Source organism: Mesorhizobium sp. USDA 4775, assembly GCF_054062655.1.
The window spans coordinates 3480978-3504654 of sequence record NZ_JBSSFM010000001.1; the positions used below are offsets into that span (position 1 = coordinate 3480978).

The window sequence follows — 23677 nt, forward strand, 5'->3', positions numbered from 1 at the left end:
GGCGCGCTGTTACATCGTGCTTGGCCTGCAGCTTCCCGAAATCATTCGCAAGGTGCCGCCCGAACTGTCCAGCCGCCATTGGCTTCTGGAGCCGGTCCTGACGGTTCTGCTGCTGACCCTTTGCCTGATCGCGCTCCGCTTCGTCTGGATCTGGATTGGCGACATCACAGCGGGTTATGCGGCGCGGCTCGGCAAGCGGCAGGCCGAACCGTTCGGCCTGCGGGTGCGGCTCGCCGGATCGGTTGCGGGCGTGCGCGGCGCCATCACGCTGGCCGGCATATTGTCGCTGCCGCTGGCCCTCCAGGACGGTTCGCCATTCCCCGCGCGCGACCTGGTCATCTTCCTCGCCGCCGGCGTCATCATCTGTTCCTTGGTCATCGCCAGCCTGGCGTTGCCGGTGATCGCGCGCGGCCTGGTCGAGCCCGGCGAAGACGCCGGCGCCGCCGAGGAACGCATGGCGCGTGTCGGCGCGGCGAAGGCGGCGATCGCCCACCTCGAAAGCATCGCGCAGACCGATGAAGAGGAGGGCGATGTGCCAGGCCTCAAGCTCGCTGCCGCCAACGGCATTGTCGCTGCCTACCGGCGCCGCATCGCGGCGTCCGACGAGGCCGATGAGGCGCGCGCCGAGGTGCGCGAGGCGGGAAGGCTGGAGATCGATCTGAGGCTCGCCGGCATCTCCGCCGAGCGTGACGCCTTGCGCGCCATGCTTCGCCGCGGCGAGATCAACGACCACACAGCGCGGGCGCTGTTCACCGAGATCACCCTGACAGAAGCCCTTTTGAACGGCAGGCAGACACGGAAATAGCACCGGCGGTGCTCAGCGGCCGCGGATTTGCAGTCTCTGCCGCAAACCGGCCAGCAAATTTCGCGCCGCAAACGTGGCGGGTCGAAAACAACTGTGTTAATGGCGCGGCAATGCGTGTCGCCCAAAAGTGTGCAGCGGTTTTGGGGCAACGATAAGCATAAGCAAATTGCCCCGAACCGGAGGATTTCAGGCCATGGCAACAGCAGCGGCAGCGTCGAACAAATTCGAATCCTTCTTCGAAACCACGCTGGAAGACGCCGATCCGGAGATTTTCGGCGCCATCCGTAACGAGCTTGGCCGCCAGCGTCATGAGATCGAGCTGATCGCCTCGGAAAACATCGTTTCCCGTGCGGTGCTCGAGGCGCAGGGGTCGATCATGACCAACAAATACGCCGAGGGCTATCCGGGCAAGCGCTACTATGGCGGCTGCCAGTTCGTCGACGTGGCCGAGGAACTGGCCATCGAGCGGGCGAAGAAGCTGTTCGGCTGCAATTTCGCCAACGTCCAGCCGAACTCCGGCAGCCAGATGAACCAGGCGGTGTTCCTGGCGCTGCTGCAGCCCGGCGACACCTTCATGGGCCTCGACCTCAATTCCGGTGGCCATCTCACCCACGGCTCGCCGGTCAACATGAGCGGCAAGTGGTTCAAGGTTGTCTCCTACGGCGTGCGCAAGGAAGACCATCTGCTCGACATGGACGCGATCGAGAAGACCGCGCATGAGACCAAGCCGAAGCTGATCCTGGCTGGCGGCACCGCCTATTCGCGCATCTGGGACTGGAAGCGCTTTCGCGAGATCGCGGATGCGGTCGGCGCGTATCTGATGGTCGACATGGCGCATATTGCGGGCCTGGTCGCCGGCGGCGTGCATCCCTCGCCATTGCCGCACGCCCATGTGGTGACGACCACCACGCACAAGTCGCTGCGCGGCCCGCGCGGCGGCATGATCCTGTGCAACGACGAAGACATCGCCAAGAAGATGAACTCGGCGGTGTTCCCCGGCCTGCAGGGCGGCCCGCTGATGCATGTCATCGCCGCCAAGGCGGTGGCCTTCGGCGAGGCGTTGAAGCCGAGCTTCAAGGTCTATGCCGAGAGTGTGGCCGCCAACGCCAAGGCGCTGGCTTCGAGCCTCAAGGAGACGGGCCTCGACATCGTCTCCGGCGGCACCGACAACCATCTGATGCTGGTCGATTTGCGCCCCAAGAACGCCACCGGCAAGCGCGCCGAGGCAGCCCTTGGCCGCGCCAACATCACATGCAACAAGAACGGCATTCCCTTCGACCCGGAAAAGCCCTTCGTCACCTCGGGCGTGCGTCTCGGCACCCCGGCCGGCACCACGCGCGGCTTCGGCCAGGCCGAATTCCGCGAGATCGGCAAGCTGATCGCCGAAGTGCTGGATGGTCTCAAGGTCGCCAATTCGGACGAGGGCAATGCCGCGGTCGAGGCGGCGGTCAAGGCCAAGGTCGTGGCGCTGACTGATCGGTTTCCGCTCTATCCCTATCTCGGCTGACATCCTTATCGATTGACCAGGCGCGAAGCGTCATCTTTTATCCGCCGGCGGTGCGCCACCCCTGATCGGGTGGCGCATGGAACTGGAGAAACGATGATGCGCAATTTTCGTATCGCCTTGCTCGGCGCTGTGGGATGGCTGGCCGTCTATGGACCTGCTTCGGCGCAGACACAGCCCGCTCCGGACATGCCTGTCACAAGCACCTTCGGCCGATGGACAACCATGGTCGATACACTCGATACCGGCCAGGATGCGCACAAGACCTGCGCGGCTTCGACGGCGTTCTACGATGCGAGCGGCAATTCGGGTACGCTGACCTTGTCGATCTCGACCGGCGATGCGCTGCCGCCTGATGCCTATCCGGCCATCATGCTCACCGTCGACAACAAGCAACTGCCTACCGGCAAGAAGATCGCGGCGACGTTCGGCGATCCCGGGGTCAAGGTTTCGGCAACGGTTTATTCCAACGATGCCGGCATCGGCCGTCCGAGCTGGACGGTCGACAATCAGGCCAAGACCAGTCTCGCGCTCCTGCGAGCCATGCGTCAGGTCGTCTCGCTCGACGTGACTTTCGGCAAGCAGGCCTTCGCCAGCATCCCTATGGACGGCTTCACCAAGGCCTACCGCAACCTCGGGACGTCTTGCGGCTTCCCGACCAAGGACGTCGCGCCGTGACGGCCTGGTCGCGGTAGGGACCGCGGATGGACATCGTCTGGAAGGGTGTGGTCGGCGGGCTGGTGACGGCGCTGATCGTCTGGGCGTCCAAACGGGGCAATGTCCTGCCAGGTATCCTGCCGCTGGCGCCGACCTTTGCCGTCATTGCCTTGCTCGCCGTCGGCGCCAAAGGCGATCCGGGCGGTTTTCGCGATGCCTGCCTTGCCGGAATGAAGACAATTCCCGCCTATCTTGCCTTCCTCGGCGCCTGCTGGTTGTTCATAGACAAGGTCGACTATCGCCTGGCTGTTGCCGGCGGCATCGCCGTCTGGCTGGTTGCCGCGCTGGCAATCTTCCTCGCGCCTCGCTATCTCTGATGCTGCAGTCCGTTGAAGAGACGCAACGGCTTCAATCCCGGTCGGAAAGGCTCTAAGCCTTTCGCCTCACCAGATTCGCGAACCCAAGGCTCTCCATGCGCTGTCCCTATTGCCAGTCCGAAGATACGCAGGTGAAGGACTCGCGCCCCGCCGAAGATGGCGCGGCGATCCGCAGGCGGCGTATCTGCCCCGATTGCGGTGGCCGGTTCACCACCTTCGAGCGCGTCCAGTTGCGCGATCTGGTCGTGGTCAAGAAGTCGGGCCGGAAAGTGCCGTTCGACCGCGACAAGCTGCTGCGCTCGGTCGAGATCGCGGTGCGCAAGCGCAATGTCGATCCCGAACGCATCGACCGCGCGGTGACCGGCATCGTGCGCCAGCTCGAAAGCTCCGGCGAGACGGAAGTGGCCTCCGGCGAGGTCGGCCGGCTGGTCATGGAGGCGCTGAAGTCGCTCGACGACGTTGCCTATGTGCGTTTTGCCTCGGTCTACCGCAATTTCCGCGAGGCCAAGGATTTCCATGAACTCCTGGGCGAGCTGAAGGGCGACGAAGACAAGAGTGAAGAGGACGCCGGCTGAGCATGGCAGCATCGCAACTGAGCGAGGCCGAACAAGCGGCCCTTGATCGTCGTTTCATGGCCGCCGCCTTGCGGCTTTCGCGCAGGAATGCTGGCCGCACCTCCACCAACCCTTCTGTCGGCACGCTGATCGTGCGCGATGACGGCGAGGGGCCGATGATCGTCGGTACCGGTGTCACCGCCATTGGCGGCCGGCCGCATGCCGAGACCGAGGCGTTGGCCGAGGCCGGCGAGCTCGCGCGTGGTGCCACCGCCTATGTCACGCTGGAACCTTGCGCCCATCACGGCCGCACGCCGCCTTGCGCCAATGCCCTGGTCAATGCCGGCATTGCGCGCGTCGTAGGGGCTGCCAGCGATCCGGATCCGCGTGTCTCCGGCAAGGGCTATGCCATCCTGCGCGCCGCCGGCATCGAGGTGGTGGAGAAGGTGCTGGCCACGGAAGCCGCCGAGCAGATGGCAGGCTATTTGATTCGATCTCTGCGAAAACGCCCGGAAGTGACGCTGAAGCTTGCGCTTTCGAGCGACGGCAAGATCGGCAGGAAAGGCGCCGGCCAGGTTGCGATCACCGGCGAGATCGCGCGTCGCGATGTCTATCTGATGCGCGCGGAGTCCGACGCCATCCTGATTGGCATAGGCACGGCGCTGGAAGACGATCCGGCGCTGACTGTGCGACTGCCGGGGCTGGAAAACCGTTCGCCGGCGCGCATCATCCTCGATCGCCAGATCCGGCTGCCGGAAGCCTCGAAGCTGGTTTCCGGTGTCGACCGCGTGCCGCTCTATGTCGCTGCGTGTCTTGAGGCCGATCCGCACCGTCGCGCTGCACTCGAACGCGCCGGCGTACGCTTCATCGGCACCGAAACCCATGACGGCGTCGTCGCCTTGCCGGAACTGCTCGAAGACTTGGCGGCGCTCGGCATGGCAAGCGTGCTGGTCGAGGGCGGCGCCCAGGTCGCCAAGGCATTCCTCGACGAAGATCTGGTCGACCGCATCGTGTTGTTCCAGGGGCCGGAGGCGATCGGCGAGGATGGCATTGCATCGCCGGTTGATGCAGACCATATCCCGGCAGGCTTCCGCAAACTGCGCGAGATGCGTTTTGGCGAGGACAGCTACGCCGAGTGGGTAAGGGACCTCTAGGGATCAGCATCGATGTTTACCGGAATTGTCACCGATATCGGCACCGTCGCGGCTATCAAGCCGCTCAGCGAAGGCGTCGGCTTGCGTATCGATACCGCCTATGACCCCGAAACCATCGCCATCGGCGCCTCGATTTCCTGCGGCGGCGTCTGCCTGACGGTCACGGCGCTGCCCGAACATGGCTCGAACGCGCGCTGGTTCGAGGTCGAGGCCTGGGAAGAGGCCTTGCGGCTGACCACGGCTTCGAGCTGGAAATCCGGCAGCAAGGTCAATCTCGAACGGGCGCTGAAGATCGGCGATGAGCTCGGCGGCCATATCGTGTCGGGCCATGTCGACGGCACCGCCGAGATCGTCGAGCGCAAGGACGAGGGCGACGCGGTGCGCTTCACGCTGGAGGCGCCGCGCCATCTGGCCAAATTCATCGCGCCAAAGGGCTCCGTCGCACTCGACGGCACGTCGCTCACCGTCAACAAGGTCGAGGGCACCCGCTTCGACGTGCTGTTGATCCACCACTCGCTGACCGTGACCACCTGGGGCGAGCGCAAGCTCGGCGACCGCGTCAATCTCGAGATCGACACCATGGCCCGCTACGCCGCGCGGCTGATCGAGGCGGCGAAAGAGGGGCTCTAGCAAGTCTGCCGAACCGGCCGGTCCAACGCGTCTGGCACCCTCCAGCAATCTTCTGCTTGCGATCAATCTGGCTTCGGCCTAAGTCACCGGCAACCCCCCGGAGACTTTTATGGCTGGTACATCCCAACACGGCAAAGCCTTCATTCGTCCGAAGGCGAAGGCGCATCTGCTGATTGTCGAAGCGCGCTTTCACGACGACCTTGCCGACGCGCTGCTCGACGGCGCGACGAGCGCGCTCGAGGAAGCGGGCGCGACTTACGACGTCGTCACCGTTCCAGGTTCGCTCGAAATTCCCGCAGTGATCACCTTCGCGCTGGATGGCGCGGCGGAAGGCGGCACAAATTACGATGGTTTTGTCGCGCTCGGCACGATCATCCGTGGCGACACCTATCACTTCGATATCGTCGCCAATGAATCCAGCCGCGCGCTGATGGACCTGTCCGTGCAGGACTCGGTCTGCGTCGGCAACGGCATCCTGACCACCGAGAACGATGCGCAGGCATGGACGCGGGCCAAGCGCTCGGAAGGCGACAAGGGTGGCTTTGCCGCGCGTGCGGCGCTGACCATGATCGCGCTCAAGGAACAATTGGGAGCGCGATCGTGAGCGAACCCGCTTCGCCCGGACAGCCCGCTGTGCGCCATGCCAACAAGCGTGGCGCGGCCCGTCTGGCCGCCGTGCAGGCGCTCTATCAGATGGATGTCGCCGGCAGCGGCGTCTTCGAGATCACCGCCGAATATGAGGCGTTCCGGCTTGGCAAGGAAGTCGACGGCGCGCTTTATCGCGAGGCGGACGCCCAATGGTTCCGCGCCATCCTGACCGGCGTCGTCGAGAACCAGAAAACCATCGATCCAGTCATCCGCCAGGCGCTGACCGATGATTGGCCGCTGTCGAGGCTCGATTCGACGCTGCGCGCCATTATGCGCGCTGGCGTCTATGAATTGATGAAGCGCGAAGACGTGCCGGTGGCGGTCATCGTTTCGGAATATGTCGACATAGCCAAGGCCTTCTACGAGGAAGACGAGCCGAAGCTGGTCAATGCCGTGCTCGACCGCGTGTCACGCCGGGTGCGCGGCGAGGGGCGCGGCAAGGACGCATCGTGACGGCTATCGCCATTGAGACGGGCAGGGAGGCGCGGCGCACCGCGCTGATTCTCGCCGCCTCACAGGCGATCATCGGCTCGGCGGCGCCCATCGCCATTTCGATGGGCGCGCTGGCCGGCCAATACCTGCTCGGTGCCGACAAATCGCTGGCGACGGCGCCGATCACCGGCTTCAATGTCGGTGTCGCTCTCGGCGCCTTACCCGCCGCGGCCATTATCCGCCAACTGGGCCAGCGGGGCGGCTTCATGACCGGGACTGTCGTCACCGCGCTTGGCGGCCTGATTGCCACGCTGGCGCTTTTCCACGGTAGTTTCTGGTTGTTCGCGTTCGCGTTGCTGGTGATCGGCATCGGTGGAGCCTTCGTCCAGCAATTCCGCTTCGCCGCCGCCGACAATGCGCCGCCGCAGTTCAAGGCGCGCGCCATCTCCTTTGTGCTGGCCGGCGGCATTATCACCGCCATCCTCGGGCCACAGATCGTCATCTTCACCCGGGAACTGTTCGCACCGGTGATGTTTGCCGGATCGTTCGCCTCCATCCTGCCGCTGGCAGCCGTGGGCGCGATTATCCTGTCGTTTCTGCGCCTGCCGGCGAAGGCGGCGAGCAAGGTTGACGTTTCCGGCGGCGATGCCAGGCCCCTGTCCGAAATCGTCACCAAGCCGCGCTTCGTCGCCGCACTGTTCTGCGCCGTCGGCAGTTATGCGCTGATGAGCTTCGTCATGACCGGCGCGCCGCTGGCCATGGTCGGCTGCGGCCTGTCGGAGGACGATGCGACGCTTGGCATTTCCTGGCACGTCATGGCGATGTTCGCGCCGAGCTTCTTCACCGGCTCGCTGATCCATCGCTTCGGCGCCGAGCGCATCGTCGCCATCGGCCTGATCCTGCTCATCGGCTGTGCTGCCGTTGCCTTGTCGGGCCTGGCGCTGTGGCAATTCTGGACGTCGCTGATCCTGCTCGGCCTTGGCTGGAATTTCGGCTTCATCGGCGCCACCGCCATGGTCGCGGCCAGCTACAGGCCGTCGGATAAGGGCAAGGTGCAGGGGTTCCACGACTTCGTCCTGTTCGGCTCCGTCGCCTGCGCGTCGCTGCTGTCGGGCATGGTCTACAACGCCTGGGGTTGGGAGATGCTGAACTGGATGATCTTTCCGGTCACAGTTCTGTGCTTCGTGGCCCTCGGCGCGCTCAAGTTGACGGCCCCGCGCAACGCGCGCACCTGATCCCTGAACTGCTGTCGAGCTGACATGATGCTGTCAGGATTGCTTCGGTTGAATTTGCCGATCTGAAACAAAATTATTGCGTCTGTGCCTATTGTTATGAAACCGTGTGCCCCGACTGGCCGTTGAAGCCATGCTCATATGCGGCCGCCGCATTCCGGTTCACAGCAAAGGGTTTTCACAATGTTTTCAGTCAAGGGTTTCGCCGGCGCGGCATTGGCGCTGGCCATCACGGCAACTTCCGCCAGTGCTCAGGTGGTCGTCTCTTCGAAGATCGATACCGAGGGTGGCGTGCTCGGCAACATCATCCAGCTCGTTCTCAACGCCAACAACATCAAGACATCGGACCGCATTCAGCTCGGCGGCACGCCGGTGGTGCGCAAGGCGATCACCGCCGGCGAGATCGACATCTATCCCGAATACACCGGCAACGCCGCCTTCTTCTTCGAGAAGGCCGATGACCCGGTCTGGAAGGACGCCGCCAAGGCCTATGAGACGGCCAAGAAGCTCGACTACGACGCCAACAAGATCGTCTGGCTGTCGCCGGCGCCGGCCAACAACACCTGGGCGATCGCCCTGCGCAAGGAAGTGACGGACCAGAACAAGCTCGTCACGCTTTCGGACTTCGGCAAATACGTCGCCGGCGGCGGCAAGGTGGTGCTCGCGGCTTCCGCCGAGTTCGTCAATTCGGCGGCCGCCCTTCCGGCCTTCCAGACCACCTACGGCTTCACGCTGAAGCCGGACCAGCTGATCACGCTTTCGGGCGGTGACACGGCGGCGACCATCGCCGCGGCCGCCAACCAGACCAGTGGCGCCAACGCCGCCATGGTCTACGGCACCGATGGCGGCATCGCGCCATCCGGCCTTGTCGTGCTTGAGGACGACAAGGGCGTTCAGCCGGTCTACCAGCCGGCGCCGATCATCCGTGAATCCGTACTCAAGCAACATCCCGAGATCGAGACGCTGCTGAAGCCGGTCTTCGCCAAGCTCGACCTGGTCACGCTACAGGAGCTAAACGGTCCGTGTGCAGGTTGGCGGCGAACCGGTCAAGGGCGTCGCCGAGGACTTCCTGAAGAAAAACGGCTTTCTGAAGTAGGACGATTCCGGCGCGCCGCTCGCGTGGCGCGCCGGAACGACCGACGGGGAAGGGCGTGAAGATCCGTTTCGACAAGCTCGGCGTGGTCATTGCCGCGATCGCGGCCTATGCGGCGTTCCTCGCTCCCTTCGCCACGTTCCGCGCCAATCGGATCGCTCCGGGCCAGGCGCGCTCGATTCTCGAGGCGCTGCCAGCAACCGCCGGGCCATTGCTGATGGCTATCGTGATCGTCGCGGCGCTCATGGCGCTCTTCAGGACACCGCTTATGCTGCGCCTTGCGGCCAGTGTCGTGGCGCTTGCCGCGCTCGCGCTGCTCGTCGGAGTTGCCGGCACATTCTTGACGCCGGCCGGCAACACCTTTGCCAGGGTATCGCCGGCCTCCGGTTTCTGGGTACTCATCTTCGCCTTCACGCTTTTGCTGGCGGACGTGCTGACGCGCCTGAACTTGTCGCCTTGGGCCCGCGTCGCTGTACTGGTCGCCGCCACCGTGGCCATCGGGCTGCTGCTAGTGTCGGGAGCCTGGAACGACCTTTCCATCCTGAAGGAATACGCCAACCGCGCCGACAGTTTCTGGGCCGAAGGTTCCAAGCATGTGACGCTGGCGCTTGGCTCGCTGCTTGCGGCGGTCGTCGTCGGCCTACCGCTCGGCATACTCTGTCATCGTGTCGAAAGGCTGCGGGCCGGAGTGCTCAACGTGCTCAATATCATCCAGACCATTCCTTCGATCGCGCTGTTTGGCCTGCTGATCGCGCCGCTCGGCTGGATCGCCACGCATGTGCCTGGAGCGGCCGCGCTCGGCATTCGTGGCATCGGCACCGCGCCGGCCTTCGTCGCCCTGTTCCTCTATTCGCTGCTGCCGGTTGTGGCCAACACCGTGGTCGGCCTCGCTGGCGTGCCGCGCGCCGCCAACGACGCGGCGCGCGGCATGGGCATGACCGACCGCCAGCGCCTGTTCGGCGTCGAATTCCCGCTGGCCTTTCCGGTGATCCTCACCGGCATCCGCATCGTGCTGGTGCAGAACATCGGCCTCGCCACCATCGCAGCGCTGATCGGTGGCGGCGGCTTTGGCGTCTTCGTCTTCCAGGGCGTTGGCCAGACCGCGATGGACCTGGTGCTGCTCGGCGCGGTGCCGACCGTGGCGCTCGCCTTCGCCGCCGCCATCATCCTCGACGCAGTGATCGAAATGACCGCCACCAAGCGCAGGGTTGAAACGGCATGATCGAGATCGAAGGCATCACCAAGCGCTATGACACGACCACCGTCGTCGACGACGTCTCGATGGTCATCGAACCACGTACCATCGCCGTCATTGTCGGCACCTCGGGCTCGGGCAAGACGACGCTGCTGCGCATGATCAACCGGCTGGTCGAACCGACCGCTGGCATTATCAAGCTCGACGGCGCCGACAATCGTTCGGTGCCGGGCTACGAACTGCGCCGAAGCATCGGCTATGCAATCCAAGGCCACGGCCTGTTTCCACATCGCACCGTGGCGCAGAATATAGCCACCGTGCCGGTCCTGCTTGGCTGGGAAAAGAATCGCATCAGGGCGCGCGTCGATGAGCTGATGACACTCTATCAGCTCGACCCCCAGGAATTCGGACCGCGCTACCCGCACGAACTGTCCGGTGGCCAGCAGCAGCGGGTCGGCGTGGCCCGCGCGCTCGCCGCCGAACCCAACGTGCTGTTGATGGACGAGCCGTTCGGCGCGCTCGATCCGATCATCCGCACCAAGGCGCAGGAGGATCTGTTGGCGATCCAGAAGCGCTTCGGCACCACCATCATCCTCGTCACCCACGACATGGAAGAGGCCGTGCATATGGGCGACAAGATCGCCGTCATGGATGCCGGCAAGCTCGTGCAATACGCCAAACCCGCCGAGATCCTGGCAAACCCGGCCAGCAGCTTCGTCGAGACCCTGGTCGGCGCCAGCGAAAGGCCATTCAGGCTGCTGTCGCTCGGACGGGTGCGTGACGCGGTGGAAAACGGCGCCGCCGAGGGCGAAGCCATCCCCGGCGATGCCAGCCAGCGCGATGCGCTGGCTGAACTCCTATGGACAGGCCGGCCGGCGCTGCCGGTCAAAGGCGCCGACGGCAGGCCGCTCGGCCGCGTTACGGTGGATGGGCTGGTCAAGCGGGCGGCGAGGCCGGCATGAAAGCCTGGCTGCCTTTGCTGCTCAGGCTTGCGCTGGTGGTGTTGCTTGTGGCGTTCGTCACCAGTCCGGGCTGGTTTGAGCCGATGCTCAAGCCGCTGACCGAGAACAACGCGCCGGTGATCTACAATCAGGGCAGCCTGCTGACGCTGACGCTGCTGCATTTGCGCACGGTGCTGATCGCCACCGTCGCCGCGACCATCGTTGCGGTGGCTCTGGCCATCCTTGTCACCAGGCCGGCGGGCGCCGAATTCCTGCCGCTGTCGCGCAGCCTGGTCAATATCGGCCAGACTTTCCCACCGGTGGCGGTCCTGGCGCTCGCCGTGCCGGCTGTCGGCTTCGGCGAGAAGCCGACTTTGATCGCGCTGTTTCTCTATGGCCTGCTGCCGATCTTCGAGAATGCTCTGACCGGGCTGACGACGCTGCCGGCCAATGTCGTCGAGGCGGCGCGCGGCTCGGGCATGACCGGCTGGCAAAGGCTCACCAAGGTCGAGCTGCCGCTCAGCGCGCCGATCATCCTGGGCGGCATCAGGCTCTCGGTGGTGATCAGCCTGGCCACCGCCACCATAGGCTCGACGGTTGCCGCCAAGACGCTGGGCGAGGTGATCATCGCTGGCCTTCTGTCCAACAATCTTGCTTTCATCCTGCAGGGCGGCCTGATCGTGGCGGCCCTTGCCGTGCTGATCTATGACGGATTGTCGGCGATCGAGCGCTATGCGGCGCGGCGCATGGGACGTGAGGCGGAGTAGTCCTTCGGGATGCTGACGGCCTGTCGGCACGATCCTTTGGGTCATTTCAATCGATCTAAATGAGGACCGCGCCAGGCAGGGTCGTCGCGACTTTTGTCTTTTGGGCGAAAGCCGGGCAAAAACTGAACAATATCTTGACGTTCGCGGCACTGTTTCGCATACACCGATGCGAAGAGGCGGATTCCGTTCGCGGGATTCCATCTTTGTCTCATCGGCCCAGGGAGGGGTTCATTTGGGCCAACAATCGAGGAAAAATCGGCAATGACCATTATTTCCGCCGTCATCGCCTGCGGCTTGCTTTCTGTCCTATACGCTATCTGGGCGACACGTTCGGTCCTTGCGTCCGACCAGGGCAACGCACGCATGCAGGAAATCTCCGCCGCCATCCGCGAAGGCGCGCAAGCCTATCTGGCGCGCCAGTACACCACCATCGCCATCGTTGGCGTGGTCGTGCTCTTGCTCGCCTGGTGGCTGCTTTCGATCACCGCCGCGATCGGCTTCCTGATCGGCGCCGTCCTGTCGGGCGCTGCCGGCTTCATCGGCATGCATGTTTCGGTGCGTGCCAACGTGCGCACCGCACAGGCGGCCTCCAACAGTCTGGCCGCGGGTCTCGACATCGCCTTCAAGTCGGGGGCCATCACCGGCATGCTGGTGGCGGGCCTGGCGCTGCTCGGCGTCTCGATCTACTACCTCATCCTGACTCATTTCATGGGCCTGCAGCCCAATGACCGCATCGTCATTGACTCGCTTGTCTCGCTCGGCTTCGGCGCCTCGCTGATCTCCATCTTCGCCCGTCTCGGCGGCGGCATCTTCACTAAGGGCGCCGATGTCGGCGGCGATCTCGTCGGCAAGGTCGAAGCCGGCATTCCCGAGGACGATCCGCGCAATCCGGCCACCATCGCCGACAATGTCGGCGACAATGTCGGCGACTGCGCCGGCATGGCCGCCGACCTGTTCGAAACCTATGCGGTGACGGTCGTTGCCACCATGGTTCTCGGCGCCATCTTCTTCGGCGGCACCGCCATTCTCGGCGCCGCGATGCTCTATCCGCTCGCCATATGCGGCGCCTGCATCCTGACCTCGATCGTCGGCACCTTCTTCGTCAAGCTCGGGGCCAACGGTTCGATCATGGGCGCGCTCTACAAGGGCCTGATCGTGACCGGCCTGTTGTCGATCGTCGGCCTCGGCGTCGCCACCTCGGTATGCCTTGGCTGGGGCGAGATCGGCACGGTCGCCGGCATGGTCATCACCGGCAAGAACCTTTTCATCTGCGGCCTGATCGGGCTTGCGGTGACGGGTTTGATCGTGGTGATCACTGAATACTACACCGGCACCAACAAGCGCCCGGTCAACTCGATTGCCCAGGCGTCGGTCACCGGCCACGGCACCAACGTCATCCAGGGCCTCGCGGTCTCGCTGGAATCGACGGCGCTGCCGGCCATCGTCATCGTCGGCGGCATCATCTCGACCTACCAGCTCGCCGGCCTCTACGGCACGGCGATCGCCGTCACCACCATGCTCGGCCTCGCCGGCATGATCGTTGCGCTCGACGCTTTCGGCCCGGTCACCGACAATGCCGGCGGCATTGCCGAAATGGCCGGTCTGCCCAAGGAAGTGCGCCACTCCACCGACGCGCTCGACGCAGTCGGCAACACCACGAAGGCCGTGACCAAGGGCTATGCCATCGGCTCGGCCGGCCTCGGCGCATTGGTGCTGTTCGCCGCCTACTCGAACGACCTGAAGTTCTTTGCCGCCAACGGCGACAAATATCCCTACTTCCAGGGCATGGGGGAGATTTCCTTCGATCTCTCCAACCCTTACGTTGTCGCCGGCCTGATCTTCGGCGGCCTGATCCCCTATCTGTTCGGCGGCATCGCCATGACGGCCGTCGGCCGCGCGGCAGGCGCCATCGTCGAGGAGGTGCGCAAGCAGTTCCGCGAGGATCCCGGCATCATGGCCGGCACCTCCAAGCCGAACTACGCACGAGCCGTCGACCTTCTGACCAAGGCGGCGATCCGGGAAATGATCATCCCGTCGCTGCTCCCGGTGCTGGCGCCGCTCGTCGTCTATTTCGGCGTGCTCTTGATCTCGGGGTCGAAGGCCTCGGCCTTTGCCGCCCTCGGCGCCTCGCTGCTCGGCGTCATCGTCAACGGCCTGTTCGTCGCCATCTCGATGACTTCGGGCGGTGGCGCCTGGGACAACGCGAAAAAGTCGTTCGAGGACGGCTTTGTCGACAAGGACGGCGTCAAGCATCTCAAGGGTTCCGAAGCGCACAAGGCTTCGGTGACCGGCGATACGGTCGGTGACCCCTACAAGGACACCGCCGGCCCCGCGGTCAACCCGGCGATCAAGATCACCAACATCGTCGCGCTCCTGCTTCTGGCCGTGCTCGCGCACGGCTGAACGGAGCCTGGCCGTTAGATAAAACCCGCGGGGAGCGATCCCCGCGGGTTTTTGTTTGGCCCGGATCAGGCCCGTTGCTCACTTCAAACCCCAAGACCCGCTGGTTTTTGACGCCGGCTTGCACCGTGCTGGCCGTCCTGGCTCACCTTGGCCAAACAAAAACCCGTGAGATCGCTCCCACGGGCTTTTGGTCGCCTGAGATGTTGCTGCCTTCCCGAGGGAAGCAGGATCTGATGATCAGGGAGTGCCGCCGCCGGGGATGCCGGGCGCCAGCTTGCTGGCGCCGTTGATGATCTGGCTGAGGAAGTTCTGGTCCTTGCCGCCAGTCGGCGTGGTGCGCGAGATGAAGTCGAAGATCTTGCCATCCTTCATGCCGTAATTGGCGATCTGGGTGACGCGGCCATCGGCGCCGAAATAGACCGCCAGAACTTTCTGGTCGACGAGCCTAGGCTTATCGAAGGCGACATAGCGCTTGCGCGTCTGCGAAATGTAATAAAAGGCCTCGTTGTCGAAAGTCGCCGTGGTCGACGGCGTGCCAAGCGCCAGAAGCACCTGCTCACGGCTAGAACCGACGGGCACCGAATCGACGGCCTGCTGATCGTAGACGTAACCTTGCGTGAACGTCTCGCTCGGATTGAGGTCGCCGATCATCTTGTTGGCGTGACACGCCGAAAGCGCCGAAACGACGAGCAGCAGCGAGATTGCGCCGGCAGGCCTGGACGAGAAGGTCGACTTGAAATTCAGCGCGCGCAACAACAATTCTCCATTATATCGCCGCAACTTGCGCTGGGCCGCAAAACCGGTAAACCAGCTTGCCTGCCGATGCAACAAGGCCAATTCAACAAACGGTCCCCGGGAGACCATCCCCATGTTCCAGCGCCTTTTTGGTCGCGAACGCTACGCCAACCGCGCCATAACGGACGCGCTTTACGCACAAATCGTGGCGGCGGCGCGGCAGACTGTATTTTATTCCCACTGGAATGTGCCGGACACACCGCTCGGCCGTTTCGAGATGCTTTCGCTGCATATGTTCCTGTTCCAGCATCGCTTGCGTGGCGAGGGCGGCGTGGCGCAGGAGATCGCCCAGGTGCTGATCGACGAGTTCTTTCTCGACGTCGATCATTCGCTGCGGGAACTCGGCATTGGCGATGTCGGCGTGCCCAAGCGCATGAAGAAACTGGCGAAGATGTTCTATGGCCGCACCGCCGCCTATGATGATGCGCTGGAAAGAAGCGATCGTGACGGGCTGACCGCGGCGCTTGCCCGCAATGTCCGGCCCGATACCGGTCCATGGCCGGAGGCGTCGCAACTGGCCGACTATGTCGCCGACGCCTGCCGGCAACTGGCCGCGCAGCCGTCGCAATCGATCGTTTCCGGCACGGCGGTGTTTCCGCTCGCCAAGGGAGGTGCTTGATGAAACATGCTGATCCGCCTAGTCCGGTTTCCTTTTTCGCGAATGTCGCCCGGCTGCCGCAGAAGGGCCTGCCGGTGGTGATCGAGGCCGATGCCGCCCAGCGCGCCGCGCTTGCCGAGGAGCACGGGCTGCTGTCAGTCGAAGCCTATCGCGCCGAACTCCTCGTCGCTTCCTGGAAACGCAATGGCGTCAAGGTCAGCGGCCGTGTCGAGGCCGATATCACCCAAGCCTGCATCGTCACGCTCGATCCCGTTGAAGCGCATATCGACGAGCCGGTCGAGGCGCTGCTGCTGCCCGAGGATTCCAAGCTTGGGCGGCAGGGGTTCGAGGGCGGCGGCGAGATCCTGCTCGATGCGGATGGTCCCGACAGCCCCGAAACATTCTCCGGCGACACGATCGATGTCGGCGCTCTCGCCGAGCAGTTCTTCGGACTGGCGATCAACCCCTATCCGCGCAAGTCGGGCGCGTCGCTGGATGCCGGCGGCGAGACCGAAGCGGTGGAGAATGAATTTCAGCAAAAACTGCGATCCTTGCTGGGAAAATCCTGAAAACCTCGCCCGCGATGGAAAAGTCGGTTGTGTGAAAACCCAAAACCGCTATTTTCGCCGAACCTTCGCGATCACTAAAGCGACCTGCCGCATAACCGTGAGATAAATACCGCGTGATCAGGATTTCCATCGATGCCATGGGCGGCGATCACGGACCAGCCGTGGTCATTCCGGCGCTCATGACGGTCGCGACTCGCCGTCCCGACATCCGCTTCGTCATCTACGGACGTGAGGAACTTGTGCGCCCCGAACTGGCCAAGTTCCCCAAATTGGCCGAGGTGAGCGAATTCTTCCATTGCGAGATCGCGGTCAGGATGGACGACAAGCCCAGCCAGGCGTTGCGCCATGGCCGCTGGAAGTCGTCGATGTGGAAGGCGGTCGAAGCGGTCAAGTCGGGCGCCGCTGACGCCTGTATCTCCGCCGGCAACACCGGCGCGCTGATGGCGATGTCGAAATTCTGCCTGCGCACCATGGCCACCATCGATCGCCCGGCGATCGCGGCATTGTGGCCGACATTGCGCGGCGAAAGCGTGGTTCTGGACGTCGGCGCCACCATTGGCGCCGATGCGCAACAGCTCATTGATTTTGCCATTCTCGGCACCGGCATGGCGCGCGCCGTATTCGGCATTGCTAGGCCCACCGTCGGCCTGCTCAACGTCGGCGTCGAAGAGATCAAGGGCCAGGAAGAGGTCAAGGAGGCAGGGCGCATGCTGCGCGAGGCCAACATGGCCTCGATGAACTATCATGGCTTTGTCGAAGGCGACGATATCGGCAAGGGTACGGTCGATGTTGTGGTGACGGAGGGCTTCGCCGGCAACATCGCGCTGAAGACCGCGGAGGGCACCGCTCGCCAGATCGCAGGCTATCTGCGCGCCGCGATGAGCCGCACCCTGATGGCCAAGATCGGCTATGTCTTCGCCAAGGGCGCCTTCGATCGCCTGCGCGAAAAGATGGATGTCGGCCGCTCCAATGGCGGCGTCTTCCTGGGGCTGAGCGGCATTGTCGTCAAAAGCCATGGCGGTGCCGATTCGGACGGGTTCGCCGCGGCGATCGAGCTCGGCTATGACATGGTGCGCAACAATCTGCTCGACCGCATCGAAGCCGACCTGGACCTGTTTCATGCGCGCAACCCGCGTGCCCTGTCATCCCGGAAATCCGACGTCGTTACCGACGCGAAGGAATAGGAAAGAACTTTGATCAGATCAGTCGTGCGCGGCACGGGCGCCGCGCTGCCCCGCCGCATCATGAAGAATGCCGATTTCGAGGGCATGGTTGAAACCTCGGACGAGTGGATCGCCCAGCGTACCGGCATCCGCCAGCGTCATATCGCGGCCGACGACGAGACGACGGCTTCCCTGGGAGAGGCCGCGGCACGTGCCGCCCTTGCCAATGCCGGGCTGACGCCTGATGACATCGACCTGATCGTGCTGGCAACGTCGACGCCCAACAACACATTCCCGGCCACCGCGGTCGAGATCCAGAACCGGCTCGGCATGCATCACGGCTTCGCTTTCGACATGCAGGCGGTGTGTTCGGGCTTCGTCTATGCGGTGACGACAGCCGACCTCTACATCCGTGGGGGGCTCGCCAAACGTGTGCTGGTGATCGGCTCGGAAACGTTCTCACGCATCCTCGACTGGAGCGACCGCTCGACCTGCGTGCTGTTCGGCGATGGCGCAGGGGCACTTGTCCTGGAGGCGGGCGAGGGAGCTGGCACGATTGCCGACCACGGTGTCCTGGCGGCCAGCCTGCGCTCCGACGGCGTGCACAAGGACAAGCTTTTCGTCGACGGCGGACCGTCGACCACGGGAACGGTCGGTCACCTCAGGATGGAAGGCCGCGAAGTCTTCAAGCATGCGGTCGGCATGATCACCGACGTCATCGAGGCAACCTTCTCGGCCGCCGGCATATCGGCCGACGATCTCGACTGGTTCGTGCCGCACCAGGCCAATAAACGAATTATTGACGCATCCGCCAAGAAGCTCGGGATAGCAGAGCAAAAAGTGGTGGTTACGGTCGATTTGCACGGTAACACCTCGGCGGCCTCCGTGCCGCTGGCGCTGGCGGTGGCCGTTGCCGATGGCCGCATCAAGAAGGGCGACCTCGTCCTCCTGGAAGCCATGGGCGGCGGCTTCACCTGGGGCGCCGTTCTGGTTCGCTGGTAAGTGCCGAACGGCTCGGTTTCGGTCCTTGACCTTGCCGGATCAATTACTTAGGCTCTGCCGTTGTTGTGCCGATTTTACGTTTTGAACTGATGGGACGGTCGCATGGGGGGAAAGACACTTACGCGTGCCGACCTGGCGGAGGCCGTCTACCGAAAGGTCGGCCTGTCGCGCACTGAATCCGCCGAACTGGTCGAAGCCGTTCTGGACGAAATCTGCGAAGCCATTGTGCGTGGCGAGACGGTCAAGCTGTCGTCTTTCGCGACGTTCCATGTCCGCTCCAAGAACGAGCGCATCGGGCGCAATCCCAAGACCGGCGAAGAGGTGCCGATCCTGCCGCGCCGGGTGATGACGTTCAAATCGTCCAACGTGCTGAAGAACCGCATCTTGCGCTCTCACCAGAACAGCAAGGCAAAGGGCGGCAAATAGCCTTCATTGTACGGTTGAAAACCTGCCCCGCGATCACGCCGGGCTTGAATATTGCTTCACAAACCGCTGAAATAAGGCCCGATTCGGCAGCATGGCCGGATTGGTGTTCCGCGTATGATCCATTCCGCGCAAACGGAATGAGCTTCTCTTTGTTGAGCCTGATCTCGCTGAAGACCGTTCCGGATCACGCTCCAGCGTGAGGATTTCGCCCATGGACAAGAGCCCTGACGCCTTCCGTACCATCAGCGAGGTCGCCGAAGATCTCGACCTGCCACAGCATGTGCTGCGCTTCTGGGAGACACGCTTCAACCAGATCAAGCCGATGAAGCGCGGCGGCGGCCGTCGCTATTACCGGCCGCAGGATGTCGAACTGATCAAGGGCATCCGCCACATGCTCTACGACCAAGGCTACACCATCAAGGGCGTGCAGAAGCTGCTGCGCGAGAACGGCAATCATTTCCTGGTTGCAATCGGCAATGGGGACATGGCCGCCGTCGAGGCGATCTCGCAACGAAAGCAGGCCGATCAGGTGCCTCTGACGCCGGCGGCACAGCCGCGCGGCGGCGATGACGAGCTGGTAGGTCAGCCAAGGGTCAAGCCGAGCCGCCGCTTTTTCGGCCTGGGCAAGAGCGATGAGGAAGGCCCGGTTCAGCCGGACTCGTCGAAACTCTCGCGCGACAATCGCGCGCTGCTGCAGGAGGCGCTGTTCGACCTCCTGGAATGCAAGCGCCTGCTTGACCAGGTGCGCTGACATCAGCGCGAAGCGCATTGAAGCCTCGATACCGGAACCCGCCTCGGGGTGAGGCGTTACGTTTCCTTCTGCAAGACGTCGTTCAGCAAGACGACGTCGCATGGCAAGACAAGGAAACGCATGATGGCATCTTTTTCGACCCTTTCGGACATCGACCTCGAAAAGCAGGTCGCGGCCCTCTCGAGGGAACTCGCGGCGTTGCGCAAGGCGGTGTCAAAGCGGGGTGGCGCCTACTATGAAGATGGCCGCGATGCCGCTTTCGACACGTATTCGGATCTCGCGGGACGCCTGCGCGATGCGATGCCGGCAATCCGCAAACAGGGCAGGGTGGTCGAGAAATCGGCTCGTGACCATCCGGCTGCGGCCGCCGCGGTTGGGCTTGTGGTGCTCGGTCTGGTCGCCAGCCTGCTGTTCAGCCGGCGCTAAGGACACGTCGATAAATTGCTGAATCGATAAAGCTCGTTTTGGGGGATTCCGAAATCCTGCGTTGCTTTGTAGACATGGGCGGTGATCGATGTCGCCGCTATAAAGCTCCGCTATGATGCGGTTAGCCCCGTGCTGGACGAGCGTGGTCGTCGCCGCTTTGCGGCGGCGGAAGCGCTCACCGCGGGCTGGGGCGGGATCGCGGCGGTGTCCGCGGCAACGGGGATCGCGCGTAGCACCATCGGATATGGATTGCGGGAACTGCGCGGCGCGGCGCCGGATTCAGCTCTTGGCGGCATCCGGCGCAAGGGTGCCGGACGCAAACCTTTGACGCAGACGGATCCGACACTTCTCAGCGACCTGGAAAGGCTTGTCGACCCCGCCACGCGTGGCGATCCGATGTCACCCTTGAAGTGGACATCGAAAAGCTTGCGGAACTTGGCGGCGGCGCTTTGCGCCATGGGCCATCGTGTCGGTCATGACGTCGTCGGTACTCTGTTGAAAACGCTTGGGTATTCTCTTCAGGGCAATCGAAAGACGCTGGAGGGATCGAGCCACGTCGATCGCGACGCACAGTTCCAGCACATCGCCAGGACGGTCAAGGACGCCATTACGGCCGGTCAACCTGCGATCTCCGTCGATACGAAGAAGAAAGAACTCGTCGGCGACTTCAAGAATGGCGGACGTGAATACCGACCGGCCGGAGCACCAGAGCCGGTCCGCGTCCATGATTTCGTCGACCCGAAGCTCGGTCGTGCCGCGCCCTACGGTATTTATGATATCGCCGATGACAAAGGGTGGGTCAGCGTCGGGATCGACCACGATACCGCTGCCTTCGCCGTCAACGCCATACGCTCCTGGTGGATCAGCATGGGGCGTGATCGCTACGCGCACGCTCATACCTTGACGATCACCGCCGACGGCGGCGGAAGCAACGGTTCGCGCGTGCGCCTGTGGAAAGTCGAACTCCAAAAGCTGGCCGACGAGTTGGGGTTGACCATCGCTGTCCTCCATCTCCCGCCCGGCACCAGCAAATGGAACAAGATCGAACACCGCCTCTTCTCGTTCATCTCGAGAAACTGGCGTGGACGACCGCTCACCGATTATCGCACCATCGTCGAACTCATCGGCGCCACAACCTCGACGGCGGGACTGACCGTTCGTTGCGAACTTGATGAAAACCGCTATCCCGCCGGGATCAAAGTCTCCGACGAGGACATGGCCAGCTTGAACATCATTCGCAACGAATTCCACGGTGAATGGAACTATACAATCAAGCCGCAATCCCAAAAATTAGCGCGATAAATTATCGACACGTCCTAAGGGGCGCTCTCGGTCATAAGACAAGGAATTCAAACAAGAAAATGGCGGCGGGCCTTGGAGGGTGAGCCGCCATTCTCTTCGCTGTCAGTGGTTACTTCGCGAGCTTGATCTTGGCCTGGGGCGAAACCTGCGCGGTCTGGCTGCATTTGCCATAGACCGTGCCATTCTTATCGGTGGCGTCGGTATAGGTGCCCTTGCACTCGATCGAGAGCACCAGACAGTGGCCGGCGCCCTTGCAAACCGCGCCGCCGTCGCCGGTGGGGTGCGTGCCGTTGGCGAAAGCCGAATTCGTCATCGACATCGAGCCGATTGCCGAAATGGCGATGGCGGCAGCGAGCGAGAGGCGCTTGAAGCTCGAGATGTTGGTCATTTCTGCATTTCCTTCCGTTTGATTGGGGATCGCCTTTCCGGCGTCCGTCTGGTTGGGGATCGCCTTGCCGGCGTCCATGCAGGCTTAGTGCCGCCCTCGAAGGAAAGGTTCATGCGGGCGTGGACAAAAATGCGCGCCGCCCTCGGCAGGGGCTTTGCGCGCCAGTGATCAGCCGTGCTTTGGCATCCCGTACGGAGCGCGTCGGCATGGACGCGCGGGGGATGTCATCGGCATGGGCGTGCGGGGATGTGATCAGAGCGGCAGCCGCCCCAGCACGCGTCGGCATGGCGGTCTCGGGGCAGGTATCGCGGCTCATGGCGAGCGCACGGACGCGGCCGGATTGGGCAGATAGCTCAGCTTCAGGAAAAATCGAGTCACAAGGGCGGGTTGGCGAAGCGTGAGCTGCAATCGGCGCGACCGGCAGAACGATGCTGTCTGTCCAGGAGATATCGGCCTGGCCATCATCGGGATGCCTGGCCCTGTTCGCGAAAGCCCGGTCTCGGGCTTGGCATTGCATGACCAGGAGAAGACCAGCCTTGAACAAGAAACCAAGGCCGGTCTTCTCGTTGGCAGTCTGTATTTAGTAGGCCTTCTTCACATGGTGGCGGTGATGAACGTAGTGGTGAACGCGGTGATGACGAACATGGTGATGATGGACGCGGTGATGACGATGATGCTTTGCCATCGGGGCCGCATCGGCGCTCGTCGCACCGATGACCGGCGCCGTGAAAGCGAGTGCAACTGCAAGCCCGAGGGCCGAGAGGAGGGACTTCTTCATGGATCGTTTCCTTCTTTCGCCGGCAGATCTTAAAATCGGGTCGATGGCCCGATCGCCGCGAATGGAATTACGCTCCTGATTTTTTTCGTCAGTATTTCCCGATTGTAGAATTTTGTTTCCGGCGTGTTTCTGGGGAACCGGCTTCCCGACACTTTATTGTGAGGGCCGAAAAGCCGGCTCTTGCCGCTGATTTCGGCTACATCGGCGGGATCACGCCATTGTTTCCCACCACGACGCGGCTGGAACTCAGCGTCCCGTCAGCCTCGCGCTGGGCGGTGGCGAAGACCGTCGCGCCCGGCTTGAGATCGGCCGGCGTGGCCGGGGCGAAGGTCACGACGGGCGTGTCGTCGGGGATGGAAATCTTCTTGGTCTGCCCGTTATCGTAGGTCAGCGTCACGGCGCGCCCGCTTATGTCGGTGACGTCGGCCACGGTGCCGTTGGTCATGCGGCTGTTCGGCTGCAGATCCCAGGGACGGTCGCCTTCGCCGGTGCCTTTCAGGGCGGCTGGGAAAATCACCACCTCCAGCGCGCCGCTGCCGCCATCCGCCTTCGAGACGGAGGCGATGCCGAGGAAGTCGCCCTGCTTGATGTCCTTTTGCGAGGCGCTGGCGACGCCGGAGATCTTCCACCCGGTATTGAGCTTGATCGCGGAGGTGTCGCCCTGGCGGGTTTTGACGGTCAGCAGCGACGGCTCGAAACTGACCACCGTGCCGCGCACGCGTAGCGTGTCAGCCGCCTGGGCGGTCGCCGCTCCGGCGATGAAAAGGCTGGAAATCGTGCCGAGCACGAGGAGGGACGTCTTGAAGTTCATAGTGGGGATCCTTCTGGGAACGGGCCGGCTGAAACCGGATGGTTTTCACGCCGGCGCATCAGAACAACGAACAGGTGGGCCTAAACCTCCGGGCAAAAAGGTGCCGGGCCGTTCAAAAGAACTTGATGGGCGTCGATGTGCGTGGATCGCCTTGCGGGTCCGGTTCACGATAGCGTGACGGCCTGTTTGGCTCTTGGCAAATCGCTGGCGAGCGGGCATGTTCCTGCTCGTCTCAGGCAACGCTCCATTTTGATCAAACTCTTTCAGCCAGCGGAG

Annotated in this window: 26 protein-coding genes and 1 pseudogene; 24 read left to right on the top strand and 3 right to left on the bottom strand. The window is 63.3% G+C overall.

Annotated elements, in window-relative coordinates; genetic code table 11:
- The first annotated feature begins 16 nt into the window (after positions 1–16).
- From ACVILI_RS16855 to ACVILI_RS16925, 15 genes and pseudogenes are all read left to right on the top strand, one after another.
- Positions 17–805 (top strand): hypothetical protein, encoded by a 789-nt coding sequence (locus ACVILI_RS16855; RefSeq protein WP_457102750.1) that lies wholly within the window; start codon positions 17–19, stop codon positions 803–805.
- 193 nt (positions 806–998) lie between these two features.
- A complete protein-coding gene (glyA, locus tag ACVILI_RS16860) occupies positions 999–2312 on the top strand; it encodes a serine hydroxymethyltransferase (RefSeq protein WP_019857608.1) in 1314 nt (437 codons plus the stop codon).
- Positions 2313–2408: 96 nt separating this feature from the next.
- A complete protein-coding gene (locus ACVILI_RS16865; RefSeq protein ID WP_240564678.1) occupies positions 2409–2987 on the top strand; it encodes a hypothetical protein in 579 nt (192 codons plus the stop codon).
- Positions 2988–3013: 26 nt separating this feature from the next.
- Positions 3014–3343, top strand: a complete 330-nt coding sequence (locus ACVILI_RS16870; protein ID WP_019857610.1) for a GlpM family protein — start codon at positions 3014–3016, stop codon at positions 3341–3343.
- Positions 3344–3438: 95 nt separating this feature from the next.
- Complete coding sequence (gene nrdR, locus ACVILI_RS16875; protein WP_019857611.1) at positions 3439–3918, top strand: transcriptional regulator NrdR; 480 nt, start codon at positions 3439–3441, stop codon at positions 3916–3918.
- A gap of 2 nt (positions 3919–3920) precedes the next feature.
- Positions 3921–5051 carry a bifunctional diaminohydroxyphosphoribosylaminopyrimidine deaminase/5-amino-6-(5-phosphoribosylamino)uracil reductase RibD gene (gene ribD, locus ACVILI_RS16880; protein WP_019857612.1) on the top strand — a complete coding sequence of 377 codons (1131 nt, stop codon included), beginning with the start codon at positions 3921–3923 and terminating at the stop codon, positions 5049–5051.
- Between the two features lie 12 nt (positions 5052–5063).
- The gene (locus ACVILI_RS16885) at positions 5064–5681 is read left to right on the top strand and encodes a riboflavin synthase (RefSeq protein ID WP_019857614.1); all 618 of its coding nucleotides are present in this window, start codon (positions 5064–5066) and stop codon (positions 5679–5681) included.
- A gap of 109 nt (positions 5682–5790) precedes the next feature.
- Positions 5791–6285, top strand: a complete 495-nt coding sequence (ribH, locus tag ACVILI_RS16890) for a 6,7-dimethyl-8-ribityllumazine synthase (RefSeq protein WP_019857615.1) — start codon at positions 5791–5793, stop codon at positions 6283–6285.
- Positions 6282–6782 carry a transcription antitermination factor NusB gene (gene nusB, locus ACVILI_RS16895; protein WP_019857616.1) on the top strand — a complete coding sequence of 167 codons (501 nt, stop codon included), beginning with the start codon at positions 6282–6284 and terminating at the stop codon, positions 6780–6782. The genes ribH and nusB overlap by 4 nt, the downstream gene beginning before the upstream one ends.
- Positions 6779–7996, top strand: coding sequence for an MFS transporter (locus ACVILI_RS16900; RefSeq protein ID WP_240564658.1), 1218 nt, complete (start codon positions 6779–6781; stop codon positions 7994–7996). The genes nusB and ACVILI_RS16900 overlap by 4 nt, the downstream gene beginning before the upstream one ends.
- Before the next feature lie 180 nt (positions 7997–8176).
- Positions 8177–9089, top strand: a pseudogene (gene osmF / locus ACVILI_RS16905) (glycine betaine ABC transporter substrate-binding protein OsmF).
- Positions 9090–9144: 55 nt separating this feature from the next.
- Positions 9145–10308: an ABC transporter permease gene (locus ACVILI_RS16910; protein ID WP_240564659.1), complete on the top strand. Its 1164-nt coding sequence runs from the start codon at positions 9145–9147 to the stop codon at positions 10306–10308.
- On the top strand, positions 10305–11243 hold the full coding sequence (locus tag ACVILI_RS16915) for an ABC transporter ATP-binding protein (protein WP_019857620.1): 939 nt from the start codon (positions 10305–10307) through the stop codon (positions 11241–11243). The genes ACVILI_RS16910 and ACVILI_RS16915 overlap by 4 nt, the downstream gene beginning before the upstream one ends.
- A complete protein-coding gene (locus tag ACVILI_RS16920) occupies positions 11240–11989 on the top strand; it encodes an ABC transporter permease (protein ID WP_019857621.1) in 750 nt (249 codons plus the stop codon). The genes ACVILI_RS16915 and ACVILI_RS16920 overlap by 4 nt, the downstream gene beginning before the upstream one ends.
- Before the next feature lie 261 nt (positions 11990–12250).
- The gene (locus ACVILI_RS16925) at positions 12251–14392 is read left to right on the top strand and encodes a sodium-translocating pyrophosphatase (protein ID WP_038646275.1); all 2142 of its coding nucleotides are present in this window, start codon (positions 12251–12253) and stop codon (positions 14390–14392) included.
- Positions 14393–14629: 237 nt separating this feature from the next.
- Here the strand turns inward: ACVILI_RS16925 and ACVILI_RS16930 are convergent, their stop codons facing one another.
- On the bottom strand, positions 14630–15145 hold the full coding sequence (locus ACVILI_RS16930; protein WP_038646277.1) for an outer membrane protein assembly factor BamE: 516 nt from the start codon (positions 15143–15145) through the stop codon (positions 14630–14632).
- A gap of 115 nt (positions 15146–15260) precedes the next feature.
- Here ACVILI_RS16930 and ACVILI_RS16935 point away from each other — a divergent pair, with 115 nt between their 5' ends.
- The 8 genes from ACVILI_RS16935 (at position 15261) to ACVILI_RS16970 (ending at position 21424) form a co-directional block, all read left to right on the top strand.
- Positions 15261–15806, top strand: coding sequence for a ubiquinol-cytochrome C chaperone family protein (locus ACVILI_RS16935; protein WP_038646279.1), 546 nt, complete (start codon positions 15261–15263; stop codon positions 15804–15806).
- Positions 15806–16354 carry a YceD family protein gene (locus ACVILI_RS16940; protein WP_038646281.1) on the top strand — a complete coding sequence of 183 codons (549 nt, stop codon included), beginning with the start codon at positions 15806–15808 and terminating at the stop codon, positions 16352–16354. The genes ACVILI_RS16935 and ACVILI_RS16940 overlap by 1 nt, the downstream gene beginning before the upstream one ends.
- A 113-nt stretch (positions 16355–16467) precedes the next feature.
- Positions 16468–17538, top strand: a complete 1071-nt coding sequence (gene plsX / locus ACVILI_RS16945; RefSeq protein ID WP_019857626.1) for a phosphate acyltransferase PlsX — start codon at positions 16468–16470, stop codon at positions 17536–17538.
- Positions 17539–17547: 9 nt separating this feature from the next.
- Positions 17548–18519, top strand: a complete 972-nt coding sequence (locus tag ACVILI_RS16950; protein ID WP_019857627.1) for a beta-ketoacyl-ACP synthase III — start codon at positions 17548–17550, stop codon at positions 18517–18519.
- 102 nt (positions 18520–18621) lie between these two features.
- The gene (locus ACVILI_RS16955) at positions 18622–18945 is read left to right on the top strand and encodes an integration host factor subunit alpha (protein WP_010915609.1); all 324 of its coding nucleotides are present in this window, start codon (positions 18622–18624) and stop codon (positions 18943–18945) included.
- Positions 18946–19156: 211 nt separating this feature from the next.
- Positions 19157–19696: a MerR family transcriptional regulator gene (locus ACVILI_RS16960; RefSeq protein ID WP_027046741.1), complete on the top strand. Its 540-nt coding sequence runs from the start codon at positions 19157–19159 to the stop codon at positions 19694–19696.
- A gap of 123 nt (positions 19697–19819) precedes the next feature.
- Complete coding sequence (locus ACVILI_RS16965) at positions 19820–20122, top strand: MDR/zinc-dependent alcohol dehydrogenase-like family protein (RefSeq protein ID WP_027046742.1); 303 nt, start codon at positions 19820–19822, stop codon at positions 20120–20122.
- Positions 20123–20203: 81 nt separating this feature from the next.
- The gene (locus tag ACVILI_RS16970; RefSeq protein WP_038650363.1) at positions 20204–21424 is read left to right on the top strand and encodes an ISAzo13 family transposase; all 1221 of its coding nucleotides are present in this window, start codon (positions 20204–20206) and stop codon (positions 21422–21424) included.
- A 109-nt stretch (positions 21425–21533) separates the two neighbouring features.
- On the opposite strand, the gene ACVILI_RS16975 is transcribed toward ACVILI_RS16970, so the two are convergent.
- Positions 21534–21812, bottom strand: a complete 279-nt coding sequence (locus ACVILI_RS16975; RefSeq protein WP_032921057.1) for a hypothetical protein — start codon at positions 21810–21812, stop codon at positions 21534–21536.
- Positions 21813–22209: 397 nt separating this feature from the next.
- Between ACVILI_RS16975 and ACVILI_RS16980 the strand changes: the two genes are divergently transcribed.
- Complete coding sequence (locus tag ACVILI_RS16980) at positions 22210–22623, top strand: hypothetical protein (protein WP_148307362.1); 414 nt, start codon at positions 22210–22212, stop codon at positions 22621–22623.
- Between the two features lie 163 nt (positions 22624–22786).
- Here the strand turns inward: ACVILI_RS16980 and ACVILI_RS16985 are convergent, their stop codons facing one another.
- The gene (locus tag ACVILI_RS16985; RefSeq protein ID WP_019857634.1) at positions 22787–23401 is read right to left on the bottom strand and encodes a hypothetical protein; all 615 of its coding nucleotides are present in this window, start codon (positions 23399–23401) and stop codon (positions 22787–22789) included.
- Positions 23402–23677 lie beyond the last annotated feature (276 nt).

Coding starts and splice junctions, on each gene's coding strand:
- glyA (WP_019857608.1), top strand. CDS start 999: ATGGCAACAGCAGCGGCAGCGTCGAACAAATTCGAATCCTTCTTCGAA.
- ACVILI_RS16865 (WP_240564678.1), top strand. CDS start 2,409: ATGCGCAATTTTCGTATCGCCTTGCTCGGCGCTGTGGGATGGCTGGCC.
- ACVILI_RS16870 (WP_019857610.1), top strand. CDS start 3,014: ATGGACATCGTCTGGAAGGGTGTGGTCGGCGGGCTGGTGACGGCGCTG.
- nrdR (WP_019857611.1), top strand. CDS start 3,439: ATGCGCTGTCCCTATTGCCAGTCCGAAGATACGCAGGTGAAGGACTCG.
- ribD (WP_019857612.1), top strand. CDS start 3,921: ATGGCAGCATCGCAACTGAGCGAGGCCGAACAAGCGGCCCTTGATCGT.
- ACVILI_RS16885 (WP_019857614.1), top strand. CDS start 5,064: ATGTTTACCGGAATTGTCACCGATATCGGCACCGTCGCGGCTATCAAG.
- ribH (WP_019857615.1), top strand. CDS start 5,791: ATGGCTGGTACATCCCAACACGGCAAAGCCTTCATTCGTCCGAAGGCG.
- ACVILI_RS16915 (WP_019857620.1), top strand. CDS start 10,305: ATGATCGAGATCGAAGGCATCACCAAGCGCTATGACACGACCACCGTC.
- ACVILI_RS16920 (WP_019857621.1), top strand. CDS start 11,240: ATGAAAGCCTGGCTGCCTTTGCTGCTCAGGCTTGCGCTGGTGGTGTTG.
- ACVILI_RS16925 (WP_038646275.1), top strand. CDS start 12,251: ATGACCATTATTTCCGCCGTCATCGCCTGCGGCTTGCTTTCTGTCCTA.
- ACVILI_RS16935 (WP_038646279.1), top strand. CDS start 15,261: ATGTTCCAGCGCCTTTTTGGTCGCGAACGCTACGCCAACCGCGCCATA.
- ACVILI_RS16940 (WP_038646281.1), top strand. CDS start 15,806: ATGAAACATGCTGATCCGCCTAGTCCGGTTTCCTTTTTCGCGAATGTC.
- ACVILI_RS16955 (WP_010915609.1), top strand. CDS start 18,622: ATGGGGGGAAAGACACTTACGCGTGCCGACCTGGCGGAGGCCGTCTAC.
- ACVILI_RS16960 (WP_027046741.1), top strand. CDS start 19,157: ATGGACAAGAGCCCTGACGCCTTCCGTACCATCAGCGAGGTCGCCGAA.
- ACVILI_RS16965 (WP_027046742.1), top strand. CDS start 19,820: ATGGCATCTTTTTCGACCCTTTCGGACATCGACCTCGAAAAGCAGGTC.
- ACVILI_RS16975 (WP_032921057.1), bottom strand. CDS start 21,812: ATGACCAACATCTCGAGCTTCAAGCGCCTCTCGCTCGCTGCCGCCATC.
- ACVILI_RS16985 (WP_019857634.1), bottom strand. CDS start 23,401: ATGAACTTCAAGACGTCCCTCCTCGTGCTCGGCACGATTTCCAGCCTT.